This window comes from Exiguobacterium sp. KKBO11, assembly GCF_001644945.1.
In the GTDB taxonomy this organism is placed as follows: domain Bacteria; phylum Bacillota; class Bacilli; order Exiguobacteriales; family Exiguobacteriaceae; genus Exiguobacterium_A; species Exiguobacterium_A abrahamii.
In genome coordinates, this window is sequence record NZ_LUCU01000055.1 from 36,456 (window position 1) to 51,083 (window position 14,628).

14 protein-coding genes are annotated in these 14,628 nt (G+C 46.7%); 9 read left to right on the forward strand and 5 right to left on the reverse strand.

The features are described 5' to 3' along the window. Positions 1-17 precede the first annotated feature (17 nt). The 3 genes from menB (at position 18) to menC (ending at position 3,355) form a co-directional block, all read left to right on the forward strand. Positions 18-842: a 1,4-dihydroxy-2-naphthoyl-CoA synthase gene (gene menB / locus AYO36_RS14275; protein ID WP_023469886.1), complete on the forward strand. Its 825-nt coding sequence runs from the start codon at positions 18-20 to the stop codon at positions 840-842. Between the two features lie 63 nt (positions 843-905). Continuing rightward, positions 906-2,288: an o-succinylbenzoate--CoA ligase gene (menE, locus tag AYO36_RS14280; RefSeq protein ID WP_231884725.1), complete on the forward strand. Its 1,383-nt coding sequence runs from the start codon at positions 906-908 to the stop codon at positions 2,286-2,288. Continuing rightward, a complete protein-coding gene (gene menC, locus AYO36_RS14285; RefSeq protein WP_064300801.1) occupies positions 2,285-3,355 on the forward strand; it encodes an o-succinylbenzoate synthase in 1,071 nt (356 codons plus the stop codon). The genes menE and menC overlap by 4 nt, the downstream gene beginning before the upstream one ends. A 292-nt stretch (positions 3,356-3,647) precedes the next feature. On the opposite strand, the gene map is transcribed toward menC, so the two are convergent. The 5 genes from map to AYO36_RS14310 form a co-directional block, all read right to left on the reverse strand. Then, positions 3,648-4,409: a type I methionyl aminopeptidase gene (map, locus tag AYO36_RS14290; protein WP_023467279.1), complete on the reverse strand. Its 762-nt coding sequence runs from the start codon at positions 4,407-4,409 to the stop codon at positions 3,648-3,650. A gap of 13 nt (positions 4,410-4,422) precedes the next feature. Further along, entirely contained in the window at positions 4,423-5,613 is a 1,191-nt protein-coding gene (locus AYO36_RS14295; RefSeq protein ID WP_023467278.1) for an EAL-associated domain-containing protein, read from the reverse strand. A gap of 72 nt (positions 5,614-5,685) precedes the next feature. Next, on the reverse strand, positions 5,686-5,952 hold the full coding sequence (locus AYO36_RS14300) for a hypothetical protein (protein WP_023467277.1): 267 nt from the start codon (positions 5,950-5,952) through the stop codon (positions 5,686-5,688). A 106-nt stretch (positions 5,953-6,058) separates the two neighbouring features. Next, positions 6,059-7,618: a degradosome RNA helicase CshA gene (gene cshA, locus AYO36_RS14305; protein WP_035398788.1), complete on the reverse strand. Its 1,560-nt coding sequence runs from the start codon at positions 7,616-7,618 to the stop codon at positions 6,059-6,061. A gap of 332 nt (positions 7,619-7,950) precedes the next feature. Further along, complete coding sequence (locus AYO36_RS14310; RefSeq protein ID WP_047395140.1) at positions 7,951-8,805, reverse strand: CvfB family protein; 855 nt, start codon at positions 8,803-8,805, stop codon at positions 7,951-7,953. A 233-nt stretch (positions 8,806-9,038) separates the two neighbouring features. Between AYO36_RS14310 and AYO36_RS16960 the strand changes: the two genes are divergently transcribed. From AYO36_RS16960 to AYO36_RS14335, 6 genes are all read left to right on the forward strand, one after another. Then, positions 9,039-9,206, forward strand: coding sequence for a hypothetical protein (locus AYO36_RS16960; RefSeq protein WP_023467274.1), 168 nt, complete (start codon positions 9,039-9,041; stop codon positions 9,204-9,206). 125 nt (positions 9,207-9,331) lie between these two features. Continuing rightward, the gene (locus tag AYO36_RS14315) at positions 9,332-9,637 is read left to right on the forward strand and encodes a hypothetical protein (protein WP_050678231.1); all 306 of its coding nucleotides are present in this window, start codon (positions 9,332-9,334) and stop codon (positions 9,635-9,637) included. A 38-nt stretch (positions 9,638-9,675) separates the two neighbouring features. Further along, positions 9,676-9,933: a hypothetical protein gene (locus AYO36_RS14320; protein ID WP_023467272.1), complete on the forward strand. Its 258-nt coding sequence runs from the start codon at positions 9,676-9,678 to the stop codon at positions 9,931-9,933. Between the two features lie 78 nt (positions 9,934-10,011). Further along, positions 10,012-10,710 carry a lysophospholipid acyltransferase family protein gene (locus tag AYO36_RS14325; protein ID WP_029340873.1) on the forward strand — a complete coding sequence of 233 codons (699 nt, stop codon included), beginning with the start codon at positions 10,012-10,014 and terminating at the stop codon, positions 10,708-10,710. 1 nt (position 10,711) lies between these two features. Continuing rightward, positions 10,712-12,613, forward strand: a complete 1,902-nt coding sequence (locus tag AYO36_RS14330; RefSeq protein ID WP_064300802.1) for an ABC-F family ATP-binding cassette domain-containing protein — start codon at positions 10,712-10,714, stop codon at positions 12,611-12,613. A gap of 171 nt (positions 12,614-12,784) precedes the next feature. Continuing rightward, entirely contained in the window at positions 12,785-14,626 is a 1,842-nt protein-coding gene (locus AYO36_RS14335; protein ID WP_064300803.1) for a GGDEF domain-containing protein, read from the forward strand. Positions 14,627-14,628 lie beyond the last annotated feature (2 nt).

Below are 14,628 nucleotides of genomic sequence, written 5' to 3' on the forward strand. Positions count from 1 at the left end.
ATATTGGGGGAATTCACATGAAATATGCTCCGGAATGGGTATCAGCCCGCAGCTATGAAGACATCAAATATGAACAATGGAACGGGATCGCGAAAATCACGATCAACCGTCCTGAAGTTCGCAATGCGTTCCGACCACACACGGTCCACGAACTCATCGACGCATTTTCACGTGCACGTGACGATCAAAATGTCGGCGTCATCATCTTAACAGGTGAAGGCGATCTCGCATTCTGTTCTGGCGGAGATCAAAAGGTACGTGGACATGGTGGATATGTCGGTGACGATGAAATTCCACGCTTGAACGTTCTTGATCTTCAACGTTTGATTCGTGTCATCCCAAAACCAGTCATCGCTATGGTCGCAGGTTATGCGATTGGCGGCGGACACGTCCTTCACCTCGTGTGTGACTTGACGATCGCTGCAGACAACGCCCGCTTCGGACAAACTGGTCCAAAAGTTGGTTCATTCGATGCTGGATATGGCTCTGGTTACCTCGCACGCGTTGTTGGACACAAGAAAGCGCGTGAAATCTGGTACCTCTGCCGTCAATATGACGCACAGCAAGCACTTGATATGGGACTCGTCAACACGGTCGTTCCACTCGCAGATCTCGAGCAAGAAACGATTCAATGGTGTGCTGAAATCCTTCAACATTCACCAACGGCTCTTCGTTTCCTTAAAGCGGCATTCAATGCTGATTCAGATGGTCTTGCAGGGATTCAGCAACTCGCAGGAGATGCAACGTTGTTGTACTACACAACGGACGAAGCAAAAGAAGGACGCGATGCGTTCAAAGAAAAACGCAACCCGGACTTCGGACAGTTCCCGCGTTTCCCATAATGAAAAAAAGGTTCAATCGTCTTACGACATTGAACCTTTTTCGTATATTCATCTCAAAAGGAAGTGACTATTTTGTATCCTTGGATCTATACACGGGCAAAAGAACAGCCGGATGACATCGCACTCATTACGGAAACAGAGCGTTGGTCGTGGTCCGAACTATATGCACGCGCGCATCGCTTAGCGAGTACTTGGGCGACGATCGTGACACGCGGAGACCGGATCGCCCTGTACGGTCCATCGAGTGCGCGCTACATCGTCGCACTTCACGCAGCTCAATTGCTCGAACTGACCGTCGTCCCGATCAACACACGTTTGACGCAAACGGAAGTATTACGTCAATTCAAGCAGGCAGATGTACGGCTCATCGTGACGGACCGGACACTTGATACAAGGATCCGGTGCGTGGCTTTCTCTTATGAAAAAGAAGCACCTGACCTCTTAATACGCCATATGCCCAAGCAATACGTCCAATCGATGCTCTTTACGAGTGGTACGACCGGACATCCGAAAGCCGTCGAACAAACGATGTTGAATCATTTTTCGAGTGCGACGAACGCCGCGCGTCATATCGGATCACTGCCAGAGGATCGTTTTTTGATCGTCACGCCGCTGTTCCATATGAGTGGATTAGCTGTCGTCTATCGGGCAGTCATCTATGGAGTACCGATCATTCTTGAGCCACATTTTTCACCAGAACGCGCCTTGCACTGGATTACGACGGAAAAGATCACCCACGTCTCACTCGTCTCGGTCATGCTTGATCGACTGCTCGAAGCCGGGCTACGTCGCCACGCGCTTCGCGTCGTACTGACAGGAGGCGGTCCTGTACCATTACCGATTCTGACGCGTGCACTCGACCGCAATATCCCGGTCATGCAGACATACGGGATGACAGAAACGGCTTCTCAAATCGCAACCCTCTTGCCTGAGGATGCCTTACGAAAGATTGGATCGGCCGGACAAGCGATTCATCCGACACAAATTCGCATTACACGTCATCAAGAAATCGAAGTCAAAGGACCGACGATCATGAAAGGCTATTTTCATGAGGAAGAGAAAACGGCAGAAGCGTTTACGGCAGACGGTTTTTTCAAGACTGGTGACTTAGGACGCTTGGACGCCGATGGATACCTCTACGTCCTCGATCGTCGAAGCGACCTCATCATCTCAGGTGGGGAAAACATTTATCCAGCTGAAGTCGAATCAGCACTTCTCTCGATTGATGGAATTCAAGAAGCAGGTGTCGTCGGACGATTTGATGCTAAATGGGGACAGGTTCCGGTCGCCTTCATCGTCAGCACACTCGATGAAGTCATCGTCCGAACGGAAATCAGTCAATTGCTCGCTAAATATAAATGTCCGGTTGATTATATCTATCATAGCGCGCTGCCACGCAATGCAAATGGTAAACTATTGCGGAAGCAACTGAAGGAGTCATTATGAGTATCACTCTCCGGTCTGCCGAACTGTTCGATGTTCCGCTCGTCTTTCGTCATCCGATGCAAACCGCCCTCTCGACGCTGACAGTACGTCGGACAACGATTTTGCGTCTGACTGATTCGGAAGGACGAATCGGTTACGGGGAAGGTGTCGCGTTTGATACACCGTGGTATACATCGGAAACGCAGCACTCTCTTCAAGGAATCGCTCCGCTGCTGTATCGATTACTTGAACAACCGCTCCATCATCCAGCAGACGTTACGGATCGCTTCCACATCGTGCAAGGTAATCCGATGGCAAAGGCGATGTTCGAAGGAGCGATCTATGAATTATTCGCAGCAGCTACCGGTCAATCGCTTGCCACGTATCTCGGAGGTGATGAATCATCTCTCGTACCTTGCGGGAAAGCACTCGGACGGGCTTCCGCAGCACAGACCGTCGAAGCCGTCGGACAAGCGATTGCCTCCGGGTATGGACGGATCAAGCTGAAGCTCGCTCCGACGGATACCGTCGTTCTTGAGCAAGTACGTGCCGCTTTCCCTGATGCGCCCTTGATGTTTGACGCCAACGGCAGCTTTACTGAAGCAGACTTTCCTCTATTACAACAGTGGGATTCATTCGGTCTCGTTATGATGGAACAGCCGCTCGCAGCGTCGGATTGGTCCGGACATCAACGTCTCGCTAGACTCTTACAGACACCGATTTGTCTGGATGAATCCATCGTCGCTCCAGCAGATGCCGAGTTGATGAAGACGCTCCACGCTGGTCAGATTCTGAACATCAAGCCGGCACGCGTCGGTGGACTGACGAACGCTTTGTCCCTTCGAACAAAAGCACCCTACTGGCTCGGTGGGATGTTCGAGAGCGGTATCGGGCGTCGTCAGACCCTTGCTTTTGCAACACTGCCTGGACTCGCTTATCCGATCGATATGGCAAGTACTGCCGATTATTTCGAAGAAGATTTGCTTGAGACCCCGTATCATGTCGAACACGGACACATTCGTTATTCCGCTCCAGCCGTATCCGAGTCACAGTTAAACAAATTGGCAACGTCCCGGATATCCTTATAATAGGAGCACTACGACGAAAAAGAAGGCTGACTCAAAAAAGAATGACGCGTCTTTTCACGCCCTTTCCTCAGTCGAGACACAAGCCAGCTTTCCTGCCTTATTCAAGCAGGAAAGCTAGCTTGTTTGTCTCTGACAGCGCAAAGATGCGCTTTTTCCTGTAGGAGTTGCGTGAAACGCGTCATTCTTTTTGTTATGAAATAAGGGTGGCAGATTATCATTCTGCCACCCTTACCTTTGTGGAAACTGACTTTTGAGTCAGCCCCCTTCTCGTGTTTTACTATATGAGCTTTTCTTAGAACGATTCTTTGCCTTCGACTTTCGTCAAAATCTCATACCCGTCCTTCAAGACGACGACCGTGTGCTCGAATTGTGAGACGAGGCTCCGGTTCGGTGTGTATAACGTCCAACCGTCCCGCTCATCTTCGATACAGAACTCATCTCCTGTTGAAATGAACGTCTCGACAGCGATGACTTGGCCTTCCTTCAACAAATCATTCTCTTCACGATTGAAGTAGTTCGAGATGGATTCTGGCTCACCATGAAGTGTCTTACCGAGACCATGTCCCGCTAAGTTACGGATGACCGTGAAACCACTCTTACGTGTTTCAGCATAGATTGCTTTTCCGATCTGGTTGACCTTCGTTCCGGCTTTGACTTTTTCAAGTCCTTTCTCAAGCGCCGTCAATGACACTTCAACGAGTCGGACATCTTCCGGACGTTTTGCTTCTCCTGCGATGACCGTCTTCCCTGTGTCCGAGTAGTAACCGTTCTTCACAGCCGAGACATCGACATTGACGATATCACCTTCTTGAATGACATACTTCCCTGGGATACCGTGTGCTGCGATATCGTTGACACTGATACATGTCGCTCCTGGGAAATCGTACATGACGATTGGAGCAGACTCTGCTCCCTGTTCCTTCAGGATGCGTGCTCCGATGTCATCGAGTTCCTTCGTCGTGATTCCCGGTTTGACGGCATCCGCCATCTCATCGCGTGCCATGGCGACGATTCGTCCAATTTCTCGTAATGCCTCGTAATCATAATCTAACACTTTCATTTCCTCCTCATTCACTCAATCGTTCTTGATATAGATAATCTGCAGAGATATCCGCAAATAAGAACATCCCATTACTGAGCGGCATACTAAATGTCCGCGTTTGTTCACTCGAGCTGAAGTCGACGTACCGTTCGGACAAATATCCACTATGTCGTCGTTCCATCGCTACCGTCGTCCGGATGAAGTAAGGACGGAAACTCCAGTTGTATCCTTTGTAGAAGGAATACAGTTTCCACTCCCCACTCTTTTTACTGACGTTTGAAGATTGTTGGAATCCATTCGCATCCGTGATATAAAACCGGATGAATTCCGGCTCCATCTTCCGGGCGAGCGTCAGCAACCATTGATCGAGATCTTGCTCCGGCTTCAAGGACTGACAATCTTCATTAAATCGAACCGTCCAGTCTTGCTCTAGCTGAAACAAGCGATTCATCTGCTCGCGATCATATTTATAGAACATCGGGACTTCATGAATCAACACTTCCATACCAGGACAGGTCATGACCCATTCAGGTGATGCTTCTCCAAGTAGATTCCCCATGTAGTAACGTCCTCCGTGCTGCCACGCATACCGAAGTTGACCGAGATGACTGATGTTCTTATACAAAAGTGGCGCTCCAAGCTGGTCGCAAAGATGCTCCATCGTCTGTAAGAGATGTGGATACGACGCTGAGACGGTCTTTTTTTCAATCATGGAGGATAAATCGACGATCAACATATCCGGTGACATCGAAAAGACACGTTCAAGACTCGTTGCTTCCGCACGGTCCAGCGCTACCTTCAGTCCAGAGTTCTGGTAATACGCGACGATCCGACCCAGACGGTCAAAATCATCGACTTGGACATCCGTCAAAGTAACGTACATCCGCTCTTTTGGAAACGACGAGTCGACCGTCCGTAAGACATGCAAGAAGTCCTCCCCACCGTTTTCAAACAGCCAAGCTGGACGGCAACGGATCAGAATAAACGCTTGTGCATCGGAGGGTACTTTTTGGAATGCTTGACGGACGACATGCCCCATGACTTCGAGTTGATACTCGATTGGAACATCGTCTTCCTGAAAAAATGGTTTTAACGGTTCACCACGAAAATGGGACTGGATTTCATACCCTTCCACCTTAAAAGGGGCAGCGCCTACGATCGGTTGAAACCACGCCTCTATCTCTTCGGGATGAACGATGACATCTAATGCATCCATTCTATTCCCCCCTTGTACTCTTGTTCTATCTTAACAAAAAAAGAGCCTCTCTGTAACGAGAGAGCCCCTGTTTTACGATAACGTCGTATCTTTCCGCAATGCGATATACAAGTACACACCGAATGTCGCCGTCAAGTAGATGATACTCAGGACACCGTATTGGATTCCGACGGCTCCGCCCTTACCGATGGCTAGCACAAGAAAGATGATACCGCCAAATAATAAGGTCGCCAACGGAATATAACGAAAATGTCCTTTTGTCGTCCGCTCACAAATCTTTTTCGTCGCGACGATCAGTGCAACGAGACAGACGGATGCTGCTACATAAATGGTATACACGAATGATTCAGCCCTCTCCCTATCGTTCATGGCTCATTTTATCATGACCGCTCAGATAAATCATAAAAAAGAACCGACTTGTCTGTGACAAATCGGTTCGAATCGTTTACTTTTCAAAACGTGGTTTACGTCCACCACGGTTACGATCGCTTTCGCTACGGTTGCTACGTCCAGCATAACCGCCTTCACGACGATCTGATGAAGAAGATGAACGACCACCTTCACGACGCTCGCCACCGCGTGGGTTGTTTCCACGGTATCCGCCACTGCGGTTGCCGCTTCCACTTCCACCTTTGTTTCCGTAAGGACGACGGTTTCCACCACCGTTGCTACCGAAACGTTTCACGCGGATTGGTTCGATTGAAGAGATTTGGACTGGTGTTGCATCCGGCTCTTTCGTCAATCCTTTAAGTGCTGCTGAAAGAAGTTCCACTGCTTCGTACTCTTCTAAGAGTTCTTGTGCAAGTGTCGTATATTCTTTTGAGTCTTTTGCTTCAACGCGTTTGATGAGTTCTTGTGCAGCAAGCTTCAAGTTGCCTTCTAAGATTTCATCAAGTGTTGGTGCATGACGACGTGACATTTTTTTGTTCGTGACACGTTCGATTGTTTTGATTTGACCGAATTCACGTGGTGTAACGAATGTGACAGCCGATCCTGTTTTACCAGCACGACCCGTACGACCGATCCGGTGAACATAGCTCTCTGGATCTTGTGGGACGTCAAAGTTGTAGACGTGTGTGACACCAGAGATGTCAAGACCACGTGCTGCAACGTCTGTCGCGACGAGGATATCAATCGTTCCTTTTTTGAAACGACGGATGACTTGGTCACGTTTTGCTTGTGTTAAGTCACCGTGTAAACCGTCAGCTGTGTATCCACGTTGGATCAAACCTTCAGTCATTTCGTCAACACGTTTTTTCGTACGACCGAAGATGATTGAGAGTTCCGGAGAATCCGTGTCGATCAAACGGCAAAGAACGTCGAATTTTTGGCTTTCTTTCAATTCGATGAATGACTGGTCGATGTTTTCAACTGTCATTTCTTTTGCTTTGACTTTGATGTGTGTCGGAGTCGTCATGAAACGATCTGCGATTTTACGAATTTGTGGTGGCATCGTTGCTGAGAATAAGAGTGTTTGACGTGTTTCAGGAAGTGCACCGAGGATTTTCTCGATGTCTTCGACGAATCCCATGTTCAACATCTCATCTGCTTCGTCAAGGATGACCGTTTGAACGTGATCGAGGTTCAACGTCTTACGGTTCATGTGGTCCATCAAACGTCCTGGTGTCGCAACAACGATTTGTGGATTTTTGCGAAGTGCGCGGATTTGACGATCGATTTGCTGACCGCCGTAAACAGGAAGTGCATGAACGCGTTTTACTTCACCGATCCGGTTCAATTCTTCTGCTACTTGGATTGCGAGCTCACGTGTTGGAGCAAGAATCAACGCTTGGATGTTGCGTGATTTTGCGTCAAGACGCTCGATTGTTGGGATACCGAATGCTGCAGTTTTACCAGTACCTGTTTGTGCTTGACCAATTAAGTCAACGCCGCTGAGTCCGACTGGAATTGTTTCTGCTTGGATTGGTGTTGCTTCTTCGAAGCCCATTTTTAGGACACCTTTGATAAGTGCCTCACTAAGATTTAATTCACGAAATGTTGTCAATGCTAAATACTCTCCTTTGTCATATGAAAAGCGTCTGCCACTAAACAGACGCTACCGTAACGAATACAATCGACTACCTATTATAACAGAATCTATCACATAAAGATAGAGTGGTTTCTCTTATAATAATGTTTAGGGAAGTCACCATCATAATCGTTGCCATAAGGGCGAGGGAAAGGCGAAGTGCCCGGACCGTGCGATGTACGTCATCGCGTGCCCCCACTAGTGATGGGGTATATTCAGTAAATGGTCGCCGGTAATCAAACCAGCCGCAACCACCAAAATGATGAATTCCTTACTATCTATTCGAAACGCAGGCTTACTCGGTCCGATTATTTCGTCAACCGAATACCCGTTTCATTTTTTTCTATTTTTTTATCTTTCAACAGGCGACCGAGCGCTCGTTTGAATGCTGCCTTACTGAGACCGAATACTTCATCGATCGTCTCGGGAGCTGTCTTATCACCATACGGCATCTGGCCATCATGTTCAAGTAGATGGTTCAGAATCAACTCCGCGTCTGTATCAATGGCTTCAAAGGCACGTGGTCGTGCTGAAAGTAATACTGTACCATCTGGTTTTACATTTGTCACTCGTAATTTCAAGACTTCTCCAAGACGCGGCCAGCGTTCCATCTCACGTTCATGTAAGAATCCGATCGATTGATCGTTGACCCAGACGTTAACGCCTGGTTCGCGTTGTGAGAAGACGAGACCTTCAACGTCCATGTTGTTCCACTCTTCTGGAGCTGGCTTCGCACGTAAGTTGAAGTATGCATAAGGTGCAGGGTCTCCGAGTAACCGAAGCTTCTGATCATGTTTCAGACGAATGAAGAGTTGATCGCCTTCTTCTGGCCAGAACATCCGGCGCTGCGGCAAATCGTCGAGTGAGACGAGAACGTCTTTTTGAATGCCGATATTCGCGAACACTCCTGTGTTATAGCGTGTTCCATTAACCGTCGTCTTGACATAGTCTTCAAATGAAGCTTCTGGAATCGTCATTGATGATGCTAGACGCCCTTCATTATCTTGATACAAGAAGACTTCTACCTCTTCATCGAGGGCTACTTTCCGTGTTTGTTCATTGTTATGCAACAACACGTCTTCATTTCCATCTGTCAGAAACACTCCAAACTCTGCTTCGCGTTCTACTTTTAATGTGACAACCTGTCCTGCGCGTAATCCCATTTCGGGTCATCTCCTCTCTGTATTTGAATCGATTCCAGTCCTTGTGAATCGTTCTGCTGTTCTTTCCCTACCATACTATACTCTTTTTTCATTCATCTCTGATATCGACACAACGATGACAGTTGTGACATATTTGTGAACGGAACACATTTGCGTGATTTTTTTGAAAAAAAGATATATGATTAAATAACAGGAAAAAGAAGGTTTAGTTTAGGTAAATATGGGGGATAAAAATGTTTCATAACATTCAATCGCGTTCGTTCGCACGACGCTTCACGAAAACATTGGTTTTTGCATTTTTTGCGTTCCTTGCTACGATTGGAATCGTCTTCGCAGAAGGATCGAACAGTACGGATATGACACCGAAGACACCAGCGCTTCAGCAAATCGATCGCCCTTAAAATCTACACCTTCCGTGTGGATTTTTTATTTTTTCCGGACATTTACAGGACGATAAAGGAAAATCACGACTTACCTCGAATTGTAATGGACATACCATTATTTTAATTTCGAGGAGGAAACGGACGTGCTCTTCTACTTATTCACGACGATTGCGGGTCTCATCACTACATATTTAAGTTTTGTTACCGGTTATTATACGAGTTCGATCGGTGTGTTCGTCTTTACGCTAGCGATTTGTCTGTCACTATCATCAATCCGCCAGCTGATACGTACGTCCTATCTGACTTACATTGAATACATCCAACACCGTCGTGTCAAAAAACAATACGAACGGATGAAAAAGCGTGAACTTTCTTATCAAGTCTCCTATCCTCAACAAGATTCCAGCACACCACTTGCATTCTCCGCGACAGACCAGCATGATAAGTAAAGAACACGATTTCATCATCTAGGAGGAACAGATTCATTATGAACGAAATCCCTTTATCAAACGGTTGGACACTTCGCTACTCCCCTGTCATCGATTTATGGTTGAAGGAAGATGGCGTACTGCTCGTAGATCACGAAGATAAGGTCCGCTTGACTCTCATTTTGGATGAGGAAACGATGGAAATCAAACAGATCGACAATACGAACGCTACGTTCTCTGTTGATCCAACGACACGTCGCCTCACCTTTGAACTAGGAGAAAGCGAAGAGGAATCTGAACCTCGTTACTGGGAATAATCACGCAGACCGGGTGCGACGCCCGGTCTTTTTTTGTACAATAACATCAGTAATGAAAAAAGGAGCTGTCACTTCACCATGATACGTACTGTCATATGGTTCATTTATTTTGGACTTGTCTTACCCTGTACCTTACCGTTTTTACCTAGTGCAAAACGTCGAACTCACCTCGCGCGCTATGCGTTCGTCCAGCGTGTAGCAAGCGCCTGGGCAAACTCTCTTCTCCGACTCGCTGGCGTTCGTGTCAACGTAACAGGTCGTGAACACATCCCAGCAAACGAACCCGTCGTTTTCATCTCGAATCACCAAGGGAACTTCGATGTTCCGATTCTACTTGGAACAATCGATAAACCGAAAGCATTCATCTCAAAAATCGAAGTGAATAAAATTCCAATCGTCAATGTTTGGATGAATCTGATGGGATGTGTCATGATCGATCGAAAAGATCGACGCCAATCGCTGAAAGCGATTCGTTCTGGTGTCGAGACGATCAAGGACGGACAATCGATGATCATCTTCCCGGAAGGAACACGCTCCAAAGGCGGTCCAATGGCGGAGTTCAAAGCGGGTAGCTTCACACTTGCGACCTCAAGTGGCGCTCGCGTCGTACCCGTCGCAATTTCGGGAAGTTATCGTGTCATGGAGGAAACGGGTAAAATTCGCCCTGCCACGGTCGACGTTACGATCTTACCGTCGATTGATCCAAGTACGATGACACAGAAAGAACTCGTCCAGACAGTCGAACAGCAAATCAAACAGATTGTAGAAGGTGTCTAATATGTTAATGAAAGCAGAAAATCTCAAAAAAGAATTCGCCGATAAAATCGTCTTCGAAGATGTGACATTCTCCGTCTCACCTGGCGACCGGATTGGCATCATCGGCGTCAATGGGACCGGTAAGTCGACACTCCTGCATATCTTGGCAGGTAAAGAGACGGCAGACGCTGGTACGATGCATCACCCGAATGATTATCGGATTCGCTTGCTATCGCAAACGACCGATTATCCGGAAGACCAAACGGTCATGGAAGTATTGTTGTCTGGTGATACACCAACAATTAACGCGTTACGTCACTATGAAACAGCGCGTCTAGCACTCGAACAAGATCCGACGAGTGAAACACTACTCAATCGCTTCATCACAGCTCAGACAGAAGTCGATGCTGCGCAAGCTTGGGACACGGAATCACGCTTAAAGATGATTTTAAACAAACTCGGCATCCTCGACTTGAACGCGCTGATCGGCTCTCTTTCCGGAGGACAACGCAAGCGTGTCGGACTCGCTGAAGCTTTACTTGATGAAGCCGATCTTCTCCTGCTCGATGAGCCGACGAACGAACTCGATGCTGAGACGATCAGTTGGCTTGAGACTCAAATCAAGGAATACCGTGGTGCGATTCTACTGATTACCCACGATCGCTATTTCTTGAATCGTGTGACGAATCATATGATGGAAATCGCGAACGGTACGGCTTATTTCTATGTCGGAAACTATGAATCGTTTCTTGAGAAACGTGCCGAACGTCGTGAACGGACGGCTTCTATGGAAGAAAAACGTCAAAACATCCTCCGTCGTGAACTCGCCTGGTTGCGCCGCGGAGCAAAGGCGCGGACGACGAAACAAAAAGCTCGGATCCAGCGCGTGGATGCTTTACAAGACCTCTCGTACGAGGAAGAAGAATCGACACTCGAAGTACAAGTCGGTTCGACCCGTCTTGGTAAAAAGGTCATCGAAGCGCATGATGTCTCGCATCGATTTGGTGAACGGACTCTTTTTGAATCGTTTAACGCTCTGATCGGACGGAAAGAACGGTATGGTATCGTCGGGCGAAACGGGAGCGGAAAATCAACACTTCTTTCAATCCTTGCGAAACGCTTAGAACCAACAACCGGTGAAATCATTCACGGCGAAACGGTGAAGATTGGCTTTTATGGGCAATTTGCCGAGTTCACGCATCCCGAACGCCGTGTCATCGATGAGGTCGAACGGATTGCAAAAGTCATCACGACACTTGCTGGCGAGGAGATCACGGCAAGTCAGATGCTCGAACAGTTTCTCTTTAAACCGGAAGCCCAATATAAACAAATCGGTAAGCTTTCCGGCGGCGAAAAACGACGTCTGAAATTGTTGACGATTTTGATGGAAGAACCGAACGTCCTCTTCCTTGATGAGCCGACGAATGACTTGGATACTGAGACGTTATCCGTACTCGAAGATTATTTAGAATCATTCCCAGGCACCGTCATCACGGTCAGCCACGATCGCTACTTCCTCGACCGGGTCGTCGATCGTCTGATTGCTTTCGAAGATGCGAATATCGTTTTCTATTACGGACAATATACAGACTATCTTGAGCAAATGACAGCACCCGTTCCATCAATCGTTGTTGAAAAGACGGTTGAGGTTGCTACAGCACCAAAGATAGAGACGCCAAAGAAACTAAGTTATCAGGAACAACAAGATTGGGCAATCATTGAACAACAAATCGAAGAAAGTGAGGCAGAACTGGAGCAATTAGAAGCCGAACTTGCTTCGGCAGGAAGCGATCTTGGTAAAGTCAATGAACTGTATCAAGCCATTGAAAAAACGAAAGCGATGCTTGATGAACGGATGGAGTATTGGACGTACCTTTCTGAAAAAATCGAGGCATTTGAAAACTATCGTCAATCTAATCAATAATTTCGATAAGCGGAGTTCTTCCTTAAAGAAGAACCCTGCTTTTTTCATGAAATGGGAATTGCCTCTTATTTTCATTTTAAATCTGAAAATAAATGTGAATTCAAACTAGATATCGGGTAATGTTATAGCATATTTCATTTTCATGGAAGGCTTGCGAAAGGAGGAGTTCCGGTGAAACGGATCGTTCAAAACATCTACCCTACCGTCGCATTCTACTTAGTCGTCACGTACACTCTGCTCTGGCTATTGCCACAAGATCGCTCGTTACAACTTTCAGCGATCATTAGTCTGATCGGTTCTTTCTTCATTTTCCTACTTAGTCAATCGAAGGCTTTCAAACAACCCTCTATTCCATATAAATGGTTATCCATCGCCTTTTTCTCGTATTTTCTAGGCGATCTCCTCAATATGATTGGTCGTCTTTTTCAATGGAACGCTGTTAACCTGAACGTCTTACTGGATCTGCCTTATACGGTTCATTTAACGATGATGGTCATCTTCTTATTTCGGCAGTTGGATTTGACTTTGTTTCAAAAGCAAAAATTATTGATTCTTGATTCTTTAACATTGTTCACTGTATCGATGATTGCTGGATACATCGCTATTTTCCGCTTTGTCCCCTCTTATACGCGAACGGTGCTCGAGCAAATCAGTTGGACCTTCTATGCCTTCTTGACGATTCTGTTGACGCTGTTCTTTTTCTTACTTTATGCTTCTGGACTAAAGCGAAACGTATCGAGATTAGGGTTCCTCTTCCTAGTACTCGGAACGTTCGTGCTCGGTATGACGAACTTTATTTTTTATACGTTGTTATTGAACGGTGAACCGCGAATAGCTGGTTTATTGCTTCCGCTATACCCACTCAGCGGACTCTTCATCCTTGCCTTCATGAATACTCGCGCTCTTCCCATCAGTCATGAACAACAAGCAACTCTTATTCGGGTCGAAACACTTACGCGTTCCTTGATGTCGTACATCTTATTATCTGTACTGATTCTCTATATTACATTCTTCCCTGTCTCCCAAACCTTCTTCTCACTTTCCGTCGGCATTACGTTTTTATTATTTTTAACACGACAGCTTTTTTCATATCAGGAAAATCTGCGGTTGTTACAGGAAACAACAGCACTGCAAACGAATCTAGAAGACATCGTCCATCAAAAGACAGCACTCTTACAGTTACGCGAAAAAGAACTAACGTCGCTTTTTCTATCTTATCCAGAAGTTGTTCTTGAAATCGATGCTACGTATCAGATTCGATCTGTCAATCCAGCTGCTGTCGAAGCTGGATGGAGCGATTTACCGCTCGGACCGAGCCAACGGCTACAACTCGATCGACTCATTCCATTACTTCAACAAGCGCAGCTGATTTATCCCTCTCACTTGCTACATGTACCGGCCACGGAGGAACATCCGGAAAGCTTTTTGAATACGACAATCATCGATATCCCGGATCAACAACGCTATTTCGTCATCTTGGCGGATATCACGGAAGATTATCAACAGGAAGTATGGCTAGAACGTATGGGGTACCATGATTCGCTCACGCATTTGCCAAACCGGCGTTACTTCGAGGAACAACTTTATCTGACTCTGCCGACGTTAGAATACGGCTCCTTACTATTCATTGATTTAGACGGTTTCAAACAAATCAATGACACTTATGGGCATGATGTTGGTGACCTCGTGTTACAAGAGACGGCGAGCCGCCTTCAATCGATGACGACGTCAACTGATCTCGTTGCACGTCTTGGCGGAGATGAGTTTTTGATTTTCATTCAAGCATCTACTTCGGAAACACGCCAGTTTGCCGAACACGTTCTCGAAGTTCTAAATCATCCGTTCTATATTCAGACACATACGCTTCAAGTCACACCATCAATCGGAATTTCCTTATATCCTGAAGATGGTAAAAGCTCTGAACAATTATTGATTCGAGCAGATGAAGCCATGTACCATATTAAGAAGACCGAAAAAAACAATTTTTTGTTCGCTACTCAAATTAAACGTTAGGA

Bases quoted from the DNA above. Each gene is read 5' to 3' on its own strand.
- AYO36_RS16960 (WP_023467274.1), top strand. From the start codon at position 9,039: ATGTTTCATAACATTCAATCGCGTTCGTTCGCACGACGCTTCACGAAA.
- AYO36_RS14325 (WP_029340873.1), top strand. From the start codon at position 10,012: ATGATACGTACTGTCATATGGTTCATTTATTTTGGACTTGTCTTACCC.
- menB (WP_023469886.1), top strand. From the start codon at position 18: ATGAAATATGCTCCGGAATGGGTATCAGCCCGCAGCTATGAAGACATC.
- AYO36_RS14330 (WP_064300802.1), top strand. From the start codon at position 10,712: ATGTTAATGAAAGCAGAAAATCTCAAAAAAGAATTCGCCGATAAAATC.
- AYO36_RS14320 (WP_023467272.1), top strand. From the start codon at position 9,676: ATGAACGAAATCCCTTTATCAAACGGTTGGACACTTCGCTACTCCCCT.
- menC (WP_064300801.1), top strand. From the start codon at position 2,285: ATGAGTATCACTCTCCGGTCTGCCGAACTGTTCGATGTTCCGCTCGTC.
- AYO36_RS14295 (WP_023467278.1), bottom strand. From the start codon at position 5,613: ATGGATGCATTAGATGTCATCGTTCATCCCGAAGAGATAGAGGCGTGG.
- AYO36_RS14310 (WP_047395140.1), bottom strand. From the start codon at position 8,805: ATGGGATTACGCGCAGGACAGGTTGTCACATTAAAAGTAGAACGCGAA.